This window comes from Pseudomonas sp. NPDC078416, assembly GCF_050268485.1.
Lineage (GTDB): Bacteria > Pseudomonadota > Gammaproteobacteria > Pseudomonadales > Pseudomonadaceae > Aquipseudomonas.
Window position 1 is genome coordinate 849,984 of record NZ_JBNNGV010000001.1, and the last position, 19,154, is coordinate 869,137.

Genomic DNA, 19,154 nt, shown 5'->3' on the forward strand with positions numbered 1-19,154 from the left:
ATATAGCCGGGCAGAGGCGTGAGTTGAGCTCACGGATGTAATTAGAAGGAGAGAATTTATGGCTGACGAACAGAACCCGGACATGCAGGCCCAGGATCAGGCTGCCGACACGGCGACTTCTCAAGATGATCTGGCAACGCGTGTGCAAGTGCTTGAAGAACAGCTGAAAGCGGCGCAGGACCAGTCTCTGCGTGTGGCTGCGGATCTGCAGAACGTCCGCCGCCGTGCCGAGCAAGACGTCGAGAAGGCGCACAAGTTCGCCCTTGAGAAGTTTGCCAGCGATCTGCTGCCGATCGTCGACAGCCTTGAGCGTGGTCTGGACTTGTCCAACTCGGATGACGAGAGCATCCGGCCGATGCGGGAAGGCATCGAGCTGACGCTGAAAATGTTCTACGACACGCTCAAGCGCTACAACCTTGAAGCCATCGACCCTCATGGCCAGCCGTTCAATGCCGAGCACCATCAGGCAATGGCGATGCAGGAAAGCGCGGACGTGGAGCCGAACAGCGTGCTCAAGGTGTTCCAGAAGGGTTATCAGCTCAATGGTCGTCTGCTTCGCCCGGCCATGGTCGTGGTCAGCAAAGCGCCATCGCCTGTTTCGCCGTCTATTGACGAGCAGGCTTGAAATTAGCTGAGTGGCCCCCATTTACAGGCCAAGCGTTTAAGAATTACCGCAATTTGTAAATGCAGTTGCGGCAACCAAATTTAAGTTTCGGGAGAGTCAAAAATGGGCAAGATTATCGGTATCGACCTGGGGACCACCAACTCCTGCGTCTCGGTTCTGGAAAACGGTAAAGCCAAGGTTATCGAGAACGCCGAAGGCGCTCGTACCACACCTTCGATCATTGCGTATGCCAATGATGGCGAGATCCTCGTGGGTCAATCGGCCAAGCGTCAGGCAGTTACCAACCCGCACAACACCTTGTACGCGGTTAAGCGTCTGATCGGCCGTAAGTTCGACGAAGAAGTCGTGCAGAAAGACATCAAGATGGTGCCTTACAAAATCGCCAAGGCTGACAACGGCGACGCATGGGTTGAAGTCAACGACAAGAAAATGTCCCCTCCTCAGATTTCGGCTGAAATCCTGAAGAAGATGAAGAAAACCGCCGAAGACTACCTCGGCGAGGCTGTGACCGAGGCGGTCATCACTGTCCCTGCCTACTTCAACGACAGCCAGCGTCAGGCCACCAAAGACGCCGGTCGTATTGCCGGTCTGGACGTGAAGCGCATCATCAACGAACCGACCGCAGCCGCGCTGGCTTACGGTATGGACAAAGCGAAGGGCGATCACACTGTCATCGTTTATGACCTGGGTGGCGGTACGTTCGACGTCTCGGTTATCGAAATCGCTGAAGTCGATGGTGAGCACCAGTTCGAAGTGTTGGCCACCAACGGCGACACCTTCCTGGGTGGTGAAGACTTCGACATCCGCCTGATCGATTATCTGGTTGACGAATTCAAGAAAGAATCCGGCATGAACCTGAAAGGTGATCCGCTGGCGATGCAGCGTCTGAAAGAAGCTGCCGAGAAAGCGAAGATCGAGTTGTCTTCGAGCAATTCGACCGACGTGAACCTGCCGTACATCACTGCAGATGCCACCGGTCCCAAGCACTTGAACGTGAAGATCTCGCGCGCCAAGCTGGAGTCGCTGGTTGAAGACCTGGTTCAGCGCACCATCGAGCCTTGCCGCATTGCATTGAAAGATTCGGGTATCGACATCGGCGCGATCAACGACGTGATCCTGGTCGGCGGTCAGACCCGCATGCCACTGGTTCAGCAGAAAGTCACCGAGTTTTTCGGTAAAGAAGCACGCAAAGACGTCAACCCTGACGAAGCCGTCGCCATGGGTGCAGCCATTCAGGGTGCGGTACTGGCCGGCGACGTGAAAGACGTTCTGCTGCTGGACGTCAGCCCGCTGACCCTGGGTATCGAAACCATGGGCGGCGTGATGACAGCGCTGATCGAGAAAAACACCACGATTCCTACCAAGAAATCGCAAGTGTTCTCGACTGCCGATGACAACCAGGGCGCAGTGACCATTCACGTGCTGCAGGGCGAGCGCAAGCAAGCCGCTCAGAACAAGTCCCTGGGCAAGTTCGACCTGGCCGAGATCCCGCCAGCACCACGCGGCGTACCTCAGATCGAAGTGACCTTCGACATCGACGCCAACGGCATTCTGCACGTTGGCGCGAAAGACAAGGCGACTGGCAAGACTCAGTCGATCGTGATCAAGGCCAACTCCGGTCTGTCGGATGAAGAAATCCAGCAGATGATTCGCGACGCTGAAGCGAATTCGGACGAAGACCGCAAGTTCGAAGAGCTGGCATCTGCCCGCAACCAGGGCGATGCGCTGGTTCACTCGACTCGCAAAATGATCTCCGACGCTGGCGACAAAGTCACCGCCGAAGAGAAGACCGCTATCGAGGCCGCACTGGTTGCACTTGAAGCCGCTGTGAAAGGCGACGACAAGGCTGCCATCGACGCCAAGATCGAGGAACTGTCGAAGGTCTCCGCGCCGGTTGCTCAGAAGATGTACGCCGAACAAGCCGAAAAACCTGAAGGCGGCGCTCAGGCCGCTCAGGAAGAAAGCAAGCCGGCTGACGACGTTGTCGACGCCGAGTTCGAAGAAGTGAAAGACCACAAGTAAGCGCAGGCTCACTTGATCGCCGGTTGACCGCTTTCCAGCGGTCGCTGGTAGGATGTCGCCGCGCGGGAGCTTGCTCCCGCGTTGGCGTGTCTGGAACACCCAAAATTTTCGAGCTTGCGAAGCTGATTCGCGGGCTTTGTGGCAAAGCCGGATGCTCCTGCACTCCGGCTTGTTCAGCCGCTTTTCTCGGTCGATCAAAGGCCGTTGAACCAAGACCAGGATCGTTTAATTGACGTGAGTTGGGTCCGGGCCTGAAAGGGGCTCAACGAGTTCGGCAGGCTCAGGAGGGTCATGCCGGACGTCCTCAAGAGTGCGGAAAATTTATGTCAAAGCGTGATTATTACGAAGTATTGGGAGTGGAGCGTGGCTCCAGCGAAGCGGACCTGAAAAAGGCGTATCGCCGTCTCGCAATGAAATTTCACCCTGACCGCAACCCGGGTGACAAGGCTTCGGAAGACGCCTTCAAGGAAGCCAACGAAGCGTACGAAGTGCTTTCCGATGCCAGCAAGCGCGCGGCCTATGACCAATACGGTCATGCCGGTGTCGATCAAGGTATGGGCGGCGGTGGTTTCGGCGGCGGTGGCGCCAACTTCTCCGACATCTTCGGTGATGTCTTCAGCGACTTCTTCGGCGGCGGTCGCGCCGGCGGCGGTGGTCGTGGCGGTGCCCAGCGTGGCAGTGACCTTCGCTATACCCTCGAATTGAATCTTGAAGAAGCAGTGCGCGGCACGACTGTCAGCATCCGTGTGCCGACGCTGGTCAACTGTAAACCGTGCGACGGCAGCGGCGCCAAAAAGGGCTCGTCCCCGGTGACCTGCCCGACATGCGGCGGGATCGGCCAAGTGCGCATGCAGCAGGGCTTCTTCTCTGTTCAGCAGACGTGCCCGCGTTGCCACGGCAACGGCAAGATCATCTCCGATCCTTGCGACTCCTGCCATGGTGAAGGCCGTGTCGAAGAATCCAAGACGCTGTCGGTCAAGGTGCCGCCTGGCGTCGATACCGGCGATCGTATTCGTCTGTCGGGCGAAGGCGAAGCGGGCACGCAGGGCGGCCCAACGGGCGACCTGTACGTCGTGATCAATGTGCGTGAACACGCGATCTTCCAGCGCGACGGCAAGCACCTCTACTGCGAAGTGCCGATCAGCTTCACCGACGCTGCACTGGGTGGTGAACTGGAAGTGCCGACCCTGGACGGTCGCGTCAAGCTGAAGATCCCGGAAGGCACGCAAACCGGTAAGCAGTTCCGTCTGCGCGGCAAGGGTGTTGCCCCTGTGCGTGGTGGCGGCGCCGGCGACCTGATGTGCCGTGTCGCCGTGGAAACCCCGGTGAACCTGGGCCGTCGCCAGCGCGAGCTGCTCGAAGAGTTCCGTGCCACCCTTGAAGGCGACAGCTCTCATTCGCCCAAAGCCAGCGGCTGGTTCGAAGGCGTGAAGCGCTTCTTCGGCGACCTCTAAGGAGCAGGGCATGCGACGTATCGCTGTGATGGGTGCCGCAGGGCGCATGGGCAAGAACCTGATCGAGGCGGTGCAGGATCGTGCGCCGCTCACCGGATTGACAGCGGCAATCGTTCGTCCCGGCAGCACGATGGTCGGTGCCGACGCCGGCGAGCTCGCATCGCTGGGGCGTATCGGTGTTCAGTTGACCGGTAATCTGGAGCAGGTTGCCGACGAGTTCGACGTCCTGATCGACTTCACATTGCCGGACGTCATGCTGAAAAACCTGGCGTTCTGCCGTAAGGCGGGCAAGGCGATGGTGATTGGTACCACTGGTTTGAGCGTCGAACAGAAGCACTTGCTGGTGGAAGCGAGCCGGGATATTCCTGTCGTTTTCGCGTCCAACTTCAGTGTGGGTGTGAACCTGTCGTTCAAGCTGCTGGATCTGGCGGCGCGGGTGATGGGCGAGGATGCGGATATCGAGATCATCGAAGCTCATCACCGCAACAAGGTCGACGCGCCGTCCGGTACGGCAGTCCGCATGGGTGAGGTCGTTGCCGATGCCCTGGGGCGCGACTTGAACAAGGTCGCCGTCTACGGTCGTGAGGGTTACACGGGTGTTCGTGAGCGTGAGACGATCGGTTTCGCCACGGTCCGTGGCGGTGACGTTGTAGGTGATCACACTGTGCTGTTCGCCGCCGAGGGTGAGCGTCTGGAGATTACGCACAAGGCGTCAAGTCGCATGACCTTCGCCAAGGGCGCAGTTCGTGCCGCGCTGTGGCTCGATGGCAAGGCGCCGGGTCTTTACGACATGCAGGACGTACTCGACCTGCGCTGAGTCTTGCGACGCTCGAGACCAGGAAGGTAACAATGCGGGCAGGAGAGGGGCTTTCCCTGTATCCTGCCGGCACTTTCAACGCATTACACACCCGCTACGCGATGTTCTGTCGCACTCCCCAGCCCTCACGGCAATTTTAGCGGTGGATTAAAAAGACCTCTTTCTGTAAGCTACAGCTTTAGTGTGTCCACTAAAAGCGCGCAGATAATTCTATGAAAAAAGCGGGGTGACGTGTCTATACGTCATTCCGCTTTTTTACAATCTGCGATCGCCCTTTCAGGCTTTATTACGGGAGGTCTTCTTGACTAAGCCAGCCATACTCGCCCTTGCTGATGGCAGCATTTTTCGCGGCGAAGCCATTGGTGCCGACGGTCAAACCGTTGGTGAAGTGGTGTTCAACACCGCAATGACCGGCTATCAGGAAATTCTTACCGATCCTTCCTATGCCCAGCAAATCGTCACCCTGACTTACCCGCACATCGGCAACACCGGCACCACGCCGGAAGATGCCGAGTCTGACCGCGTCTGGGCGGCGGGTCTGGTGATTCGCGACCTGCCACTGGTTGCGAGCAACTGGCGTAACAAGATGCCGCTGGCCGAGTATCTGAAGGCCAATAAAACCGTTGCGATCGCAGGTATCGACACGCGCCGTTTGACGCGCATCCTTCGCGAGAAGGGCGCTCAAAACGGCTGCATCATGGCTGGCGACAACATTTCCGAAGAAGCAGCCATCGCGGCAGCACGAGGTTTTCCAGGCCTCAAAGGCATGGACCTCGCCAAGGAAGTCAGCACCAAAGACACCTACGAGTGGCGCTCCACGGTCTGGAACCTGCAGTCCGACAGCAGCCCCGAAGTTGCCGCAGCCGATTTGAAGTACCACGTGGTCGCCTGGGACTACGGCGTCAAGCTCAACATCCTGCGCATGCTGGTCGAGCGCGGTTGCCGTGTAACGGTCGTACCTGCGCAGACCCCGGCCAGTGAAGTGCTTGCCCTCAAGCCGGACGGTATTTTCCTGTCCAACGGCCCTGGTGATCCGGAGCCTTGCGACTACGCCATTCAGGCGATCAAGGACGTGCTGGAGACTGACATTCCAGTCTTTGGTATCTGCCTGGGTCACCAGCTGTTGGCGCTCGCGTCCGGCGCTCGGACCATCAAGATGGATCTGGGCCACCATGGTGCCAACCACCCTGTTCAGGACCTGGACACCGGCGTGGTCATGATCACCAGCCAGAACCACGGTTTTGCGGTGGACGAAGCGACTTTGCCGAGCAACGTTCGCGCGATTCACAAGTCGCTGTTCGATGGCAGCCTGCAAGGCATCGAGCGCACCGACAAGGACGCGTTCAGCTTCCAGGGTCACCCTGAGGCGAGCCCGGGACCGACCGACGTCGCGCCGCTGTTCGATCGTTTCATCACAGCGATGGACAAGCGCCGCTAAGGCTGCTTTGCGACTGTAGCGAGCAGGTGGCCGCGGCGGACCGGACAAGGTCCGATAGCCCGCCCGGCACCTGAGATGTTCAAGACGGCTTGCCGACTGACACAGGATTCGAGTGACAACCCATGCCAAAACGTACAGACATTAAAAGCATCCTGATTCTTGGCGCTGGCCCGATCGTAATCGGCCAGGCCTGCGAATTCGACTACTCCGGCGCCCAGGCCTGCAAGGCCCTGCGCGAAGAGGGTTACCGCGTCATTCTGGTCAACTCGAACCCGGCTACCATCATGACCGACCCGGCCATGGCGGATGCGACCTACATCGAGCCGATCAAATGGGCGACCGTCGCCAAGATCATCGAAAAGGAACGCCCTGACGCGCTGCTGCCAACCATGGGCGGCCAGACCGCACTGAACTGCGCGCTGGATCTGGAGCGCGAAGGCGTTCTGGAGAAGTTCGGCGTTGAAATGATCGGTGCCAACGCCGACACCATCGACAAAGCTGAAGACCGCTCGCGTTTCGACAAGGCCATGAAGTCCATCGGGCTTGCGTGCCCGCGTTCCGGTATCGCCCATAGCATGGAAGAGGCCAATGTGGTCCTCGAAAAGCTGGGCTTCCCGTGCATCATTCGTCCGTCCTTCACCATGGGCGGCACCGGTGGCGGTATCGCGTACAACCGTGAAGAGTTCGAAGAAATCTGCGCCCGCGGTCTCGACCTGTCGCCGACCAAAGAGCTGCTGATCGACGAGTCGCTGATCGGCTGGAAAGAATACGAAATGGAAGTTGTCCGCGACAAAAAGGACAACTGCATCATCGTCTGCTCCATCGAAAACTTCGACCCGATGGGCGTGCACACCGGCGACTCCATCACGGTCGCGCCGGCACAGACGCTCACCGACAAGGAATACCAGATCCTGCGTAACGCCTCGCTGGCGGTCCTGCGTGAGATCGGCGTCGAAACAGGTGGCTCGAACGTTCAGTTCGGTATCTGCCCCGACACCGGCCGCATGGTCGTGATCGAGATGAACCCACGGGTTTCTCGTTCTTCCGCGCTGGCTTCCAAGGCTACCGGTTTCCCGATCGCGCGAGTTGCAGCCAAGCTGGCTGTCGGCTACACGCTGGACGAACTGCAGAACGAAATCACCGGCGGCAAGACTCCTGCGTCGTTCGAGCCATCGATCGACTACGTCGTCACCAAGCTGCCACGCTTTGCGTTCGAGAAGTTCGCCAAGGCTGACGCGCGTCTGACCACTCAAATGAAGTCGGTCGGCGAAGTCATGGCCATCGGCCGGACTTTCCAGGAATCCCTGCAGAAAGCCCTGCGCGGCCTTGAAGTAGGTGTCAGCGGTCTCGATCCGAAGCTGGACCTGAGCAATCCGGAAAGCATGAGCATTCTCAAGCGTGAGCTGACGGTTCCGGGTGCCGAGCGCATCTGGTATGTCGCCGACGCTTTCCGTGCCGGCATGACGGTTGAACAGATTTTCGGGATGAACATGATCGACCCCTGGTTCCTGGTGCAGATCGAAGATCTGATCAAGGACGAAGAAAAGGTCAAGACCCTCGGCCTGTCGGCGATTGACCGCGACCTGATGTACCGCCTCAAGCGCAAGGGCTTCTCCGATGCTCGCCTGGCCAAGCTGCTGGGTGTGACCGAGAAAAACCTGCGCACGCACCGTCACAAGCTGGACGTGCTGCCGGTCTACAAACGCGTTGACACGTGCGCCGCCGAGTTCGCCACCGACACTGCGTACATGTACTCCACGTACGAAGAAGAGTGCGAAGCCAACCCGACGAATCGCGACAAGATCATGATTCTGGGTGGCGGCCCGAACCGCATTGGCCAAGGCATCGAGTTCGACTACTGCTGCGTGCACGCCGCGCTGGCGCTGCGTGAAGACGGGTACGAGACCATCATGGTCAACTGCAACCCGGAAACCGTATCGACCGACTACGACACCTCTGACCGTCTGTACTTCGAGCCAGTGACCCTGGAAGACGTGCTGGAAATCGTCCGCGTCGAGAAGCCCAAAGGCGTGATCGTCCAGTACGGCGGCCAGACCCCGTTGAAGCTGGCGCGCGCACTGGAAGCTGCCGGCGTGCCGATCATCGGCACCAGCCCGGACGCCATTGACCGTGCAGAAGACCGCGAGCGCTTCCAGCAAATGGTCGAGCGGCTGAACCTGCGTCAGCCGCCAAACGCTACCGTGCGCAGCGAAGACGAAGCCATTCGCGCTGCGGCGAAGATCGGTTATCCACTGGTGGTTCGTCCTTCCTACGTGCTCGGCGGCCGTGCGATGGAGATCGTCTACGAAGAAGAAGAGCTCAAGCGCTACCTGCGTGAAGCGGTTCAAGTGTCCAACGACAGCCCGGTGCTGCTTGACCACTTCCTGAACTGCGCCATCGAAATGGACGTTGATGCGGTCTGCGACGGCACCGACGTGGTGATTGGCGCAATCATGCAGCACATCGAGCAGGCCGGCGTTCACTCCGGTGACTCGGCATGCTCGCTGCCACCGTATTCGCTGCCTGCCCACATCCAGGACGAAATGCGTGAGCAGGTCAAGAAAATGGCCCTGGAGCTCGGCGTCGTCGGTCTGATGAACGTGCAGTTGGCATTGCAGGGCGAGGATATCTACGTCATCGAAGTGAACCCGCGCGCATCGCGTACGGTGCCATTCGTTTCGAAGTGCATCGGTGTCTCGCTGGCGATGATCGCCGCTCGCGTCATGGCCGGCAAAACCCTGAAAGAACTCGGCTTCACCAAAGAAATCATCCCGAACTTCTACAGCGTGAAAGAGGCGGTGTTCCCGTTCGCCAAATTCCCCGGTGTGGACCCGATCCTCGGCCCAGAGATGAAGTCGACCGGCGAAGTCATGGGTGTCGGTGACACCTTCGGCGAAGCGTTCGCCAAAGCCCAGATGGGCGCCAGTGAAGTGTTGCCGACTGGCGGCACGGCATTCATCAGCGTGCGTGACGACGACAAGCCGCTGGTGGCTGGTGTCGCACGCAGTTTGATCGAACTGGGCTTCGACATCGTTGCAACTGCTGGCACCGCACGCCTGATCGAAGAGGCCGGGCTGAAGGTTCGCCGCGTCAACAAGGTGACCGAGGGCCGTCCACATGTGGTCGACATGATCAAGAATGACGAAGTCACCCTGATCATCAATACGACCGAGGGACGCCAGTCGATCGCCGATTCCTACTCCATCCGCCGTAATGCCCTGCAGCACAAGATCTACTGCACCACGACCATCGCTGCAGGCGAGGCCATCTGTGAAGCGCTGAAGTTCGGCCCTGAAAAAACCGTACGTCGCTTGCAGGATCTACATGCAGGACTGAAAGCATGATCAAGTACCCAATGACCGTTCAGGGCGCCCGCGCCCTGGAAGAAGAACACGCACACCTGACCAAGGTGGTTCGTCCCAAGCTCAGCCAGGACATCGGGACTGCGCGTGAGCTGGGCGATCTCAAGGAAAACGCTGAATACCATGCCGCCCGCGAACAGCAGGGCATGGTCGAAGCGCGTATCCGCGACATTGAAGGCCGGATTCAGAATCAGGTAATCATCGATGTCACCACGATCCCTCACACCGGCAAAGTGATCTTCGGCACGACCGTCGAAATCGCCAACGTGGAGACGGACGATCGCGTTATCTACCACATCGTGGGTGAGGACGAAGCTGACTTCAAACTGGGCAAGATTTCGGTGGGTTCGCCGCTTGCTCGCGCTTTGATTGGCAAGGAAGAGGGCGATGTCGTCGCTGTGAAAACACCGAGCGGTGTGATCGAGTACGAAATCGTGGAAGTGCGTCACGTTTGATGATCGACACCCGCATTGCGCGGGTGTTGATTCAGGCAGCGGGTTCGAAGGTCATTGTCTGATCCTTCGAACCGGCAGTCGCAGCTCTGGTATACCGGGGCCGGCGCTCATCTATGCAGGTGGGCACCAAATCTGACGGTAAGCGCCTGTTCGCCGCTGACCCGACAGGATCAGTTGAAGCGGTGGACGTTGGACAGCTGCTTGTTTACCTTCGGGTTCTTGCGGTAAATCAGCGCCATTTTGCCGATGACCTGCACCAGATCGGCTTTGCCGACTTTGCACAGTTCAGCGATGGCTGCCAGGCGGCTTTCGCGGTCGAGGATGTTGAGTTTGATCTTGATCAACTCGTGATCGCCCAGCGCGCGCTCCAATTCGGCCAACACACCTTCAGTCAGACCATTGTCCGCCACCATCAACACCGGTTTCAGATGGTGACCAATGGATTTGTATTGTTTCTTCTGCTCTTGAGTGAGCGGCATAATCTGACCTCTGCGTCTGATCTTGTAAAAAGCGGCGGCCAGTTTACCCGAGCGAGTCCGGGACCGCCCGGTTAATCGCGACTCGTCCTAATTTTTTGAGGTGCTCCGTGGCACGTTCCAAAACCAGCCATAACTGGCTTAAAGAACACTTCGACGACAAGTACGTCAAAATGGCGCAGCGGGACGGCTACCGTTCCCGCGCCAGTTACAAGCTTCTCGAGATTCAGGAGAAGGATAAAATCATCCGTCCCGGCATGACGGTGATCGACCTGGGCGCAGCGCCCGGAGGCTGGTCCCAGGTGACCAGTCGTCTGATTGGTGGTCAGGGCCGTTTGATTGCATCGGACATCCTGGAAATGGACAGCATCCCCGATGTGACCTTCATTCAGGGGGATTTCACGCAGGATGAAGTGCTTGCCCAGATCCTTGAGGCGGTCGGTAATACACAGGTGGACCTTGTGATTTCCGATATGGCCCCCAATATGAGTGGATTGAGCGCTGTGGACATGCCCCGCGCAATGTTCCTCTGCGAGCTGGCGCTGGATCTGGCCGGTCGTGTGCTCCGTCCGGGTGGCGATTTCCTGATCAAGGTCTTCCAGGGTGAGGGCTTTGACGTGTACCACAAGGACATCCGCAAGCTGTTCGACAAGGTGCAGATGCGCAAACCTTTGTCGTCGCGGGACCGCTCCAGGGAACAGTATTTGTTGGGTCGCGGGTTTCGCGGCATAGAAGGATCGGCCAGCGATGAGCGCCTTTGATCAAGCGATAGCTTTTTTCAAATGGCTTTATCAAGGGAGCGTAACCAACATCGCGTAGTCAAAGTTTCACAAAGGGTTACAGACGCCGCCTGCCACGCCTGTAGGATCTGTAGTACGTTAGGCCGGTAAATATCATGCGAGGCACGCTCCAGCGTGGAGCTTGCTTCAGAGGGTAGCTAATTGAACGATATGGCAAAGAATTTGATCCTGTGGTTGATCATCGCGGCGGTTCTCGTGACCGTGATGAACAACTTCTCCAGTCCTAACGAGCCGCAGACCCTCAACTATTCCGAATTCATCCAGCAGGTGAAAGACGGCAAAGTCGAGAAAGTTGCCGTTGACGGTTACGTCATCACCGGCAAGCGCAGCGATGGCGACTCCTTCAAGACCATCCGCCCGGCCATCCAGGACAACGGCTTGATCGGTGATCTGGTTGACAACAACGTTGTGATCGAGGGCAAGCAGCCAGAGCAGCAAAGCATCTGGACTCAGCTACTCGTCGCCAGCTTCCCTATCCTCGTGATTATCGCTGTCTTCATGTTCTTCATGCGCCAGATGCAAGGTGGTGCAGGGGGCAAAGGCGGACCGATGAGCTTCGGTAAGAGCAAAGCGCGTCTGCTGTCCGAGGATCAGGTCAAAACCACATTGGCTGACGTGGCCGGTTGTGATGAAGCCAAAGAGGAAGTCGGCGAGTTGGTCGAGTTTCTACGCGACCCGGGCAAGTTCCAGCGTCTGGGTGGTCGCATCCCTCGTGGAGTGTTGATGGTAGGCCCTCCGGGTACTGGTAAAACCCTGATAGCGAAGGCTATCGCGGGCGAAGCCAAGGTTCCGTTCTTCACGATTTCTGGTTCCGACTTCGTCGAAATGTTCGTCGGTGTGGGTGCAAGCCGTGTTCGTGACATGTTTGAACAGGCCAAGAAACACGCGCCGTGCATCATCTTCATCGACGAAATCGATGCCGTAGGTCGCCACCGTGGCGGCGGCATGGGCGGCGGTCATGATGAGCGTGAGCAGACACTCAACCAGTTGCTGGTTGAGATGGACGGCTTTGAAATGAACGACGGCATCATCGTGATCGCCGCCACTAACCGTCCAGACGTTCTCGACCCTGCGCTGCTGCGTCCGGGCCGTTTCGACCGCCAGGTGGTCGTGGGCTTGCCCGATATCCGCGGTCGTGAGCAGATTCTTAAAGTACACATGCGCAAAGTGCCAATGGGTGACGACGTTCAGCCAGGCGTGATCGCTCGTGGTACACCGGGCTTCTCCGGTGCCGATCTGGCCAACCTGGTCAATGAGGCGTCGCTGTTTGCCGCCCGCACCGGTAAGCGTATCGTCGAGATGAAAGAATTCGAATTGGCGAAAGACAAAATCATGATGGGCGCTGAGCGCAAATCTATGGTGATGTCTGACAAAGAGAAGCGTAATACGGCGTACCACGAGGCGGGTCATGCCATCGTTGGTCGTGTCGTGCCAGAGCATGATCCGGTCTACAAAGTGTCGATAATCCCCCGCGGTCGGGCATTGGGCGTCACCATGTTCCTTCCCGAGGAAGACCGCTACAGTCTGTCAAAGCGTGCACTGATCAGTCAGATTTGCTCGCTGTACGGCGGGCGGATTGCGGAAGAGATGACGCTGGGCTTCGATGGTGTGACTACCGGTGCTTCCAACGACATCATGCGGGCCAGCCAGATCGCTCGAAACATGGTCACCAAGTGGGGCCTGTCCGAGAAGCTCGGTCCGTTGATGTATTCGGACGAGGAAGAGGGCGGTTACCTGGGTCGCGGCGGTGGCGGTCAGAACGCCAGCCTCTCCGGCGACACGGCGCGTCTTATCGACTCTGAAGTGCGCAGCATCATTGATCAGTGCTACGGCACCGCAAGACAGATCCTCACGGACAACCGTGACAAGCTGGAAGCGATGGCTGATGCGTTGATGAAATACGAGACCATCGATGCCGAGCAGATCGATGACATCATGGCAGGCCGCACACCACGCGAGCCTCGTGACTGGGAAGGTGGCTCCGGAGATTCCGGCACCCCGATCGCACCTGTAGGTCCGCGTCCGGAATCGCCTATTGGCGGCCCTGCTGCTGAACACTAAGGTCTGACATGACTTCTGCGCTTCACCCGACCCGGTTGCCTTGCGGCAACCGGGTTCTTGATTTATCCCGCACGCACGTGATGGGAATCCTTAATATCACTCCTGATTCGTTTTCGGACGGCGGCCGTTTCGCGCAGCGAGACCTGGCGCTGCGTCATGCCGAAGCGATGATGCTGGCCGGTGCGACCCTGATCGACGTCGGGGGCGAGTCAACGCGGCCCGGTGCGCGATCTGTTTCTCCCGTTGAAGAACTGGAGCGCGTGGCGCCTGTTGTTGAGGCAATCAGTGCCGAGCTGGATGTGATCATTTCGGTAGACACTTCCACACCTGCCGTCATTCGCGAGACTGCACGCCTGGGAGCAGGACTCATCAACGATGTTCGCTCGCTTCGTCGTGACGGGGCGCTCGACGCCGCGGTCGCGACGGGTTTACCTGTCTGCCTCATGCACATGCGCGGCGAGCCGACGGACATGCAGAATGATCCTCACTACACTGACTTGGTTGGCGAGGTCAGCGCGTTCTTGCGCGAGCGCATGGACCGGTGCGTCGCGGCAGGCATCCCTGTCGAGAAGATAGTCCTCGATCCAGGGTTTGGTTTCGCCAAGACCCTTGAGCATAATCTGAGCCTCTTCAAGCATATGGAAGCGCTCCATGCATTGGGCCGTCCACTGCTGGTCGGTGTCTCTCGCAAGAGCATGATCGGCAAGGTTCTCGACAAGCCTGTTGATCAACGTCTGCATGGCGCGCTCGCGCTTGCGGCGATGGCCATGATCAACGGCGCTAAAATCCTGCGTGTGCACGACGTCCCCGAGACGGTGGACGTGGTGCGCATGATTGCTGCTGTTCAGTCAGCAAAATAAGAAATCTGGAGCACCCATGAGCACTAAAAAATATTTCGGTACCGACGGTATCCGCGGTCGCGTAGGCCAATTCCCGATCACCCCTGATTTCATGCTAAAGCTGGGATGGGCAGCAGGGATGGCTTTCCGAAAAATGGGCGCATGCCGGATTCTGGTGGGTAAGGACACCCGTATTTCGGGCTACATGTTCGAATCGGCGCTCGAAGCCGGTTTGTCTGCTGCAGGTGCGGACGTGATGCTGCTCGGTCCGATGCCGACGCCTGCGATCGCCTATCTGACGCGTACCTTCCATGCCGAAGCAGGCATCGTGATCAGCGCATCGCATAACCCGCATTACGACAACGGCATCAAGTTCTTCTCCGGGCAGGGCACCAAGCTCCCTGACGAGATCGAGCTGATGATTGAGGAACTGCTCGATTCGCCGATGACCGTCGAGGAGTCCGAGAGGCTCGGCAAGGTGTCGCGTATCAACGACGCTGCGGGCCGTTACATCGAATTCTGTAAGAGCAGCGTTCCCACCAGTACTGATTTCGACGGGCTGAAGCTCGTTGTCGATTGCGCCCACGGGGCGACGTACAAGGTAGCGCCGAATGTGTTCCGAGAGCTTGGCGCCGAGGTCACTGTGCTGTCGGCGGCGCCCAATGGGCTCAACATCAATGACAACTGCGGCTCCACTCACATGGGGGCGTTGCAGGCCGCCGTTGTCGAGCACGGCGCTGATCTGGGCATCGGTTTCGACGGTGACGGCGATCGTGTGCTGATGGTGGACCACACTGGCGCGATCGTCGATGGTGATGAGCTGCTTTACATCATTGCTCGGGACCTTCAAGAGCGCGGCCAGTTGCAGGGAGGTGTCGTTGGCACCCTCATGAGCAACCTCGGGCTGGAGCTGGCACTTGCGGATCTCAACATCCCGTTCGTGCGCGCCAACGTCGGCGACCGATATGTCATCGCCGAGCTCCTCGAGCGCGATTGGCAGGTGGGTGGCGAGAACTCGGGTCATGTCGTGTGCTTCCGGCATACCACCACCGGGGATGCGATCATCGCTGCACTGCAGGTACTGCTGTCGATGAAACGTACCGGCCAGAGCCTCGCACAATCGCGCGAAGGCCTGAAAAAATGCCCTCAGGTATTGATCAATGTGCGCTTTGAGGGTGGAGGCGTTGATCCGGTCAAGCACCCCGCCGTTATTGAGGCCTGTGATCGCGTGACCGCCGCCATGGGTGGGCGTGGACGTGTGCTTCTGCGCAAGTCCGGTACCGAGCCGCTGGTTAGGGTAATGGTTGAGGGCGAGGACGAAATCCTGGTCCGCGGCTATGCCGATGAACTGGCAAAACTGGTTGCGGAAGTTTGCGCCTGATTTCGGCTTGCCAGTGTTGAAACTGTTGGGTAACATCTGCGCCCACTTTGACCGACGAGGTACAGCATGCGTCGCCCTATGGTAGCTGGTAACTGGAAGATGCACGGTACCCGCGCCAGCGTCGCTGAGCTGATCGAGGGTCTTGCAAATCTCGCCCTCCCGGGTGGCGTAGATGTGGCGGTCTTCCCGCCAAGCTTGCACGTGAGTCTTGTGATTGATTGCCTGGAAGGGCAGTCGATCTCTGTCGGTGCGCAGAATTGCGCCCATCAGGCAGGGCAGGGCGCGTTGACTGGTGAGGTGTCGTCGACTCAGTTGGCGGATGCAGGTTGCAAGTTCGTGCTTGTCGGTCACTCGGAGCGTCGCCAGATAATGGGCGAGAGCATTGAGGTCCTTAATCGCAAATTCGAGGCTGCCCAGGCAGCGGGTCTGACGCCGATACTCTGCATCGGCGAGACACTTGAGGAGCGAGAGGCCGGCAAGACGCTTGAAGTCGTCGGGCAGCAGCTTGGCAGTATCATCGAAGAGCTCGGCATCGGTGCTTTCGTTCATGCGGTCATCGCTTATGAGCCAGTCTGGGCCATTGGTACCGGATTGACTGCTTCGCCGGAACAGGCTCAGGAAGTGCACGCAGCGATTCGTGCGCAGTTGAAGAAAGAGAATTCTGAAGTCGCACAAGGTGTGCGTCTTCTATATGGCGGCAGCGTGAAGGCGGCCAATGCGGTTGAACTGTTCGGCATGCCGGATATCGATGGAGGCCTCATTGGTGGTGCCTCCCTGAATGCAGATGAGTTCGGTGCGATCATTCGCGCCGCGGGAAACTGAAAAAATGCTGGAAACAGTCGTAGTCGTTCTTCATCTGCTGGGTGCTCTGGGCGTTGTTGCTCTGGTTTTGCTGCAGCAGGGTAAAGGTGCCGACGCAGGCGCGTCATTTGGAGCAGGTGCATCAAATACTGTGTTCGGTGGACAAGGTTCCTCTACCTTTCTCAGTAAACTTACTGCTATACTTGCCGCCTGTTTCTTCATGACTAGCTTAGGGTTAGGTTACTTTGCTAAAGAGAAAGCTCACCAGCTGACTCAAGTAGGTTTGCCAAACCCGGCGGTACTGGAAGTGAAGCAAAAGCCGGCAGCAGATGATGTTCCGGTTCTGGAAGGGCAGCAGAAGCCAGCAGCAGTTCCTGCTGATGTTCCTGCAACTCCAGAGCAAAAGTAACACCGGATTCGCAGCTGTTTTTGGGGCTGTAAAAGAGTTGTAATGCCGAGGTGGTGGAATTGGTAGACACGCAACCTTGAGGTGGTTGTGCCCATAGGGTGTAGGGGTTCGAGTCCCCTTCTCGGTACCAATTAACAAGAAAGCCCGCAGTAGCGGGCTTTCTTGTAGGTGGATGTGTCGGATTGACCCAAATTTGGATCGGTCGTATACTTCCGCCCCAGCTTTGTCGCGGGGTGGAGCAGTCTGGTAGCTCGTCGGGCTCATAACCCGAAGGTCGTTGGTTCAAATCCAGCCCCCGCAACCAGTTTTAGCGGAGCCCCTTTTCAGGGGCTTTTTGTTAGCTGGACACTTTATGGCGCCGCTTTTCGCGGGCGTTTTCATGATTGGGCTTTTGCCCATTTTTTATTTGCAGCATGCACGAGGGGGTTCAGGTGTCGAGCAAGCTAGAAGAGTTGCAGGCCTTGTTGGCCCCGGTGGTCGTGGCCCTAGGCTATGAATGCTGGGGTATCGAGTATTCGTCTCAAGGGCGGCACTCGATGTTGCGCGTCTATATCGATAAAGAAGGCGGCGTGTTGGTGGACGATTGCGCGATCGTCAGCCGTCAGATCAGCGGTATTCTGGATGTGGAAGATCCGATCAGCTCCGAATACACGCTCGAAGTTTCCTCTCCAGGCATGGAACGCCCACTGTTTACCATTGAGCAGTTTGCGGAATTTGCCGGGGCACAAGTGAAGATAAAGCTGCGTTCTCCGTTTGAAGGTCGACGCAACTTTCAAGGCCTTCTCCGCGGGGTGGAGGAGCAGGACGTCGTGGTTCAGGTTGAAGATCACGAGTTTCTGTTGCCGATCGATCTGATCGACAAAGCCAACATTATTCCCACGTTTGACTAAGACGTGCCAGATACAGCGGATCCCGCGGATCCAATGGCTTGCGAAAGGCGAGGCGTACGATGAGCAAAGAAGTACTGCTGGTTGTTGAATCGGTATCCAATGAAAAAGGCGTACCGGCCGATGTAATTTTTGAAGCGCTCGAAATAGCACTGGCCACGGCCACCAAAAAGCGTTTTGAAGACGAAGTAGACCTGCGTGTCGAGATCAATCGTCAAACAGGTGCCTACGAGACTTTCCGTCGTTGGACCGTCGTCGAAGAAGACGATCTCGACGACCCGGCGATCGAGACATGGCCGAGCAAAGTTGCCCTGACGCACCCCGGTGCCAACGTTGGCGACGTAGTAGAAGAAAAGATCGATTCCATCGAGTTCGGCCGCATCGCTGCGCAGACTGCCAAGCAAGTCATCGTGCAGAAAGTTCGCGAAGCCGAGCGAGCTCAAGTCGTGGACGCCTACCGTGAGCGTCTGGGCGAAATCATTTCCGGCACTGTTAAAAAAGTTACACGTGACAATGTCATCGTCGACCTTGGCAACAATGCCGAAGCTCTGCTGGCGCGTGAAGACATCATTTCGCGGGAGACTTTCCGCGTGGGTGTCCGCGTTCGTGCACTGCTCAAAGAGATCCGCACCGAAAACCGTGGCCCTCAGCTGATCCTGTCGCGTACCGCGCCGGAAATGCTGATCGAGCTGTTCCGGATTGAAGTTCCGGAAATCGCCGAAGGACTCATCGAGGTGATGGCTGCCTCTCGTGATCCTGGTTCGCGTGCAAAGATCGCAGTTCGCTCCAAGGACAAACGCATTGACCCGCAAGGCGCGTGCATCGGCATGCGTGGTTCGCGCGTGCAGGCTGTTTCCGGCGAGTTGGGCGGCGAGCGTGTGGATATCGTGCTTTGGGACGACAACCCGGCGCAGTTCGTCATCAATGCCATGTCGCCTGCCGAAGTGGCAGCGATCATCGTTGATGAAGATGCCCACGCCATGGACATCGCTGTAGGCGCAGATAACCTCGCCCAGGCGATTGGCCGCGGTGGCCAGAACGTGCGGTTGGCCAGTCAGTTGACTGGCTGGACCCTTAACGTGATGACCGAATCGGACATCCAGGCCAAGCAGCAAGCGGAAACCGGTGACATCCTGCGCAACTTTATCGACGAGCTGGAAGTCGATGAGGATCTCGCTCAGGTTCTGGTAGACGAAGGCTTCACCAGCCTGGAAGAGATTGCCTACGTACCGTTGGAAGAAATGCTCAACATCGATACGATCGGACAACGTGCGAATAGTCTGTTGGTATTCGTCCACCCGGTACCCCTTATTGAACCGTTTGCGCT

16 protein-coding genes and 2 tRNA genes are annotated in these 19,154 nt (G+C 58.0%); 17 read left to right on the plus strand and 1 reads right to left on the minus strand.

The annotated features are described in order from the left end of the window. The first annotated feature begins 58 nt into the window (after positions 1-58). The 7 genes from grpE to greA all read left to right on the plus strand — a co-directional run bounded on the left by grpE (position 59) and on the right by greA (position 10,173). Positions 59-625, plus strand: a complete 567-nt coding sequence (grpE, locus tag ACQKEN_RS03795; RefSeq protein WP_065987614.1) for a nucleotide exchange factor GrpE — start codon at positions 59-61, stop codon at positions 623-625. Positions 626-727: 102 nt separating this feature from the next. Continuing rightward, positions 728-2,647, plus strand: a complete 1,920-nt coding sequence (dnaK, locus tag ACQKEN_RS03800) for a molecular chaperone DnaK (RefSeq protein WP_192173314.1) — start codon at positions 728-730, stop codon at positions 2,645-2,647. 323 nt (positions 2,648-2,970) lie between these two features. Next, positions 2,971-4,101: a molecular chaperone DnaJ gene (dnaJ, locus tag ACQKEN_RS03805; RefSeq protein ID WP_133776815.1), complete on the plus strand. Its 1,131-nt coding sequence runs from the start codon at positions 2,971-2,973 to the stop codon at positions 4,099-4,101. 10 nt (positions 4,102-4,111) lie between these two features. Next, complete coding sequence (gene dapB, locus ACQKEN_RS03810; RefSeq protein ID WP_427683745.1) at positions 4,112-4,918, plus strand: 4-hydroxy-tetrahydrodipicolinate reductase; 807 nt, start codon at positions 4,112-4,114, stop codon at positions 4,916-4,918. Between the two features lie 301 nt (positions 4,919-5,219). After that, positions 5,220-6,356 (plus strand): glutamine-hydrolyzing carbamoyl-phosphate synthase small subunit, encoded by a 1,137-nt coding sequence (gene carA / locus ACQKEN_RS03815; RefSeq protein WP_065987610.1) that lies wholly within the window; start codon positions 5,220-5,222, stop codon positions 6,354-6,356. A gap of 122 nt (positions 6,357-6,478) precedes the next feature. Then, positions 6,479-9,700: a carbamoyl-phosphate synthase large subunit gene (gene carB / locus ACQKEN_RS03820; protein ID WP_427683747.1), complete on the plus strand. Its 3,222-nt coding sequence runs from the start codon at positions 6,479-6,481 to the stop codon at positions 9,698-9,700. Further along, positions 9,697-10,173: a transcription elongation factor GreA gene (gene greA, locus ACQKEN_RS03825; protein ID WP_133776819.1), complete on the plus strand. Its 477-nt coding sequence runs from the start codon at positions 9,697-9,699 to the stop codon at positions 10,171-10,173. The genes carB and greA overlap by 4 nt, the downstream gene beginning before the upstream one ends. Before the next feature lie 170 nt (positions 10,174-10,343). Here the strand turns inward: greA and ACQKEN_RS03830 are convergent, their stop codons facing one another. Then, positions 10,344-10,652: a YhbY family RNA-binding protein gene (locus tag ACQKEN_RS03830; protein WP_074888472.1), complete on the minus strand. Its 309-nt coding sequence runs from the start codon at positions 10,650-10,652 to the stop codon at positions 10,344-10,346. Between the two features lie 107 nt (positions 10,653-10,759). Between ACQKEN_RS03830 and rlmE the strand changes: the two genes are divergently transcribed. The 10 genes from rlmE to nusA all read left to right on the plus strand — a co-directional run. After that, positions 10,760-11,410 (plus strand): 23S rRNA (uridine(2552)-2'-O)-methyltransferase RlmE, encoded by a 651-nt coding sequence (rlmE, locus tag ACQKEN_RS03835; protein WP_065987607.1) that lies wholly within the window; start codon positions 10,760-10,762, stop codon positions 11,408-11,410. Positions 11,411-11,599: 189 nt separating this feature from the next. Further along, positions 11,600-13,510 (plus strand): ATP-dependent zinc metalloprotease FtsH, encoded by a 1,911-nt coding sequence (gene ftsH / locus ACQKEN_RS03840; protein WP_133776820.1) that lies wholly within the window; start codon positions 11,600-11,602, stop codon positions 13,508-13,510. Positions 13,511-13,518: 8 nt separating this feature from the next. Next, complete coding sequence (gene folP, locus ACQKEN_RS03845; protein ID WP_427683750.1) at positions 13,519-14,370, plus strand: dihydropteroate synthase; 852 nt, start codon at positions 13,519-13,521, stop codon at positions 14,368-14,370. 16 nt (positions 14,371-14,386) lie between these two features. Next, entirely contained in the window at positions 14,387-15,730 is a 1,344-nt protein-coding gene (gene glmM, locus ACQKEN_RS03850; RefSeq protein WP_427683752.1) for a phosphoglucosamine mutase, read from the plus strand. Positions 15,731-15,796: 66 nt separating this feature from the next. Continuing rightward, positions 15,797-16,552 carry a triose-phosphate isomerase gene (gene tpiA / locus ACQKEN_RS03855; RefSeq protein ID WP_427683754.1) on the plus strand — a complete coding sequence of 252 codons (756 nt, stop codon included), beginning with the start codon at positions 15,797-15,799 and terminating at the stop codon, positions 16,550-16,552. Positions 16,553-16,556: 4 nt separating this feature from the next. Beyond that, the gene (gene secG, locus ACQKEN_RS03860; protein ID WP_074888489.1) at positions 16,557-16,940 is read left to right on the plus strand and encodes a preprotein translocase subunit SecG; all 384 of its coding nucleotides are present in this window, start codon (positions 16,557-16,559) and stop codon (positions 16,938-16,940) included. Positions 16,941-16,984: 44 nt separating this feature from the next. Beyond that, positions 16,985-17,070 (plus strand) — tRNA-Leu (locus ACQKEN_RS03865). A 97-nt stretch (positions 17,071-17,167) separates the two neighbouring features. Next, positions 17,168-17,244 (plus strand) — tRNA-Met (locus ACQKEN_RS03870). A 127-nt stretch (positions 17,245-17,371) separates the two neighbouring features. Further along, positions 17,372-17,830, plus strand: a complete 459-nt coding sequence (rimP, locus tag ACQKEN_RS03875) for a ribosome maturation factor RimP (RefSeq protein WP_163022007.1) — start codon at positions 17,372-17,374, stop codon at positions 17,828-17,830. 59 nt (positions 17,831-17,889) lie between these two features. After that, a partial coding sequence (gene nusA, locus ACQKEN_RS03880) for a transcription termination factor NusA (protein ID WP_427683757.1) occupies positions 17,890-19,154 on the plus strand: 1,265 nt, incomplete at its 3' end.

Excerpts from the sequence above, each read along its gene's own strand:
- tpiA (WP_427683754.1), top strand. The coding sequence starts at position 15,797 with ATGCGTCGCCCTATGGTAGCTGGTAACTGGAAGATGCACGGTACCCGC.
- greA (WP_133776819.1), top strand. The coding sequence starts at position 9,697 with ATGATCAAGTACCCAATGACCGTTCAGGGCGCCCGCGCCCTGGAAGAA.
- ACQKEN_RS03830 (WP_074888472.1), bottom strand. The coding sequence starts at position 10,652 with ATGCCGCTCACTCAAGAGCAGAAGAAACAATACAAATCCATTGGTCAC.
- dapB (WP_427683745.1), top strand. The coding sequence starts at position 4,112 with ATGCGACGTATCGCTGTGATGGGTGCCGCAGGGCGCATGGGCAAGAAC.
- folP (WP_427683750.1), top strand. The coding sequence starts at position 13,519 with ATGACTTCTGCGCTTCACCCGACCCGGTTGCCTTGCGGCAACCGGGTT.
- ftsH (WP_133776820.1), top strand. The coding sequence starts at position 11,600 with ATGGCAAAGAATTTGATCCTGTGGTTGATCATCGCGGCGGTTCTCGTG.
- dnaJ (WP_133776815.1), top strand. The coding sequence starts at position 2,971 with ATGTCAAAGCGTGATTATTACGAAGTATTGGGAGTGGAGCGTGGCTCC.
- dnaK (WP_192173314.1), top strand. The coding sequence starts at position 728 with ATGGGCAAGATTATCGGTATCGACCTGGGGACCACCAACTCCTGCGTC.
- secG (WP_074888489.1), top strand. The coding sequence starts at position 16,557 with ATGCTGGAAACAGTCGTAGTCGTTCTTCATCTGCTGGGTGCTCTGGGC.
- glmM (WP_427683752.1), top strand. The coding sequence starts at position 14,387 with ATGAGCACTAAAAAATATTTCGGTACCGACGGTATCCGCGGTCGCGTA.
- grpE (WP_065987614.1), top strand. The coding sequence starts at position 59 with ATGGCTGACGAACAGAACCCGGACATGCAGGCCCAGGATCAGGCTGCC.
- carB (WP_427683747.1), top strand. The coding sequence starts at position 6,479 with ATGCCAAAACGTACAGACATTAAAAGCATCCTGATTCTTGGCGCTGGC.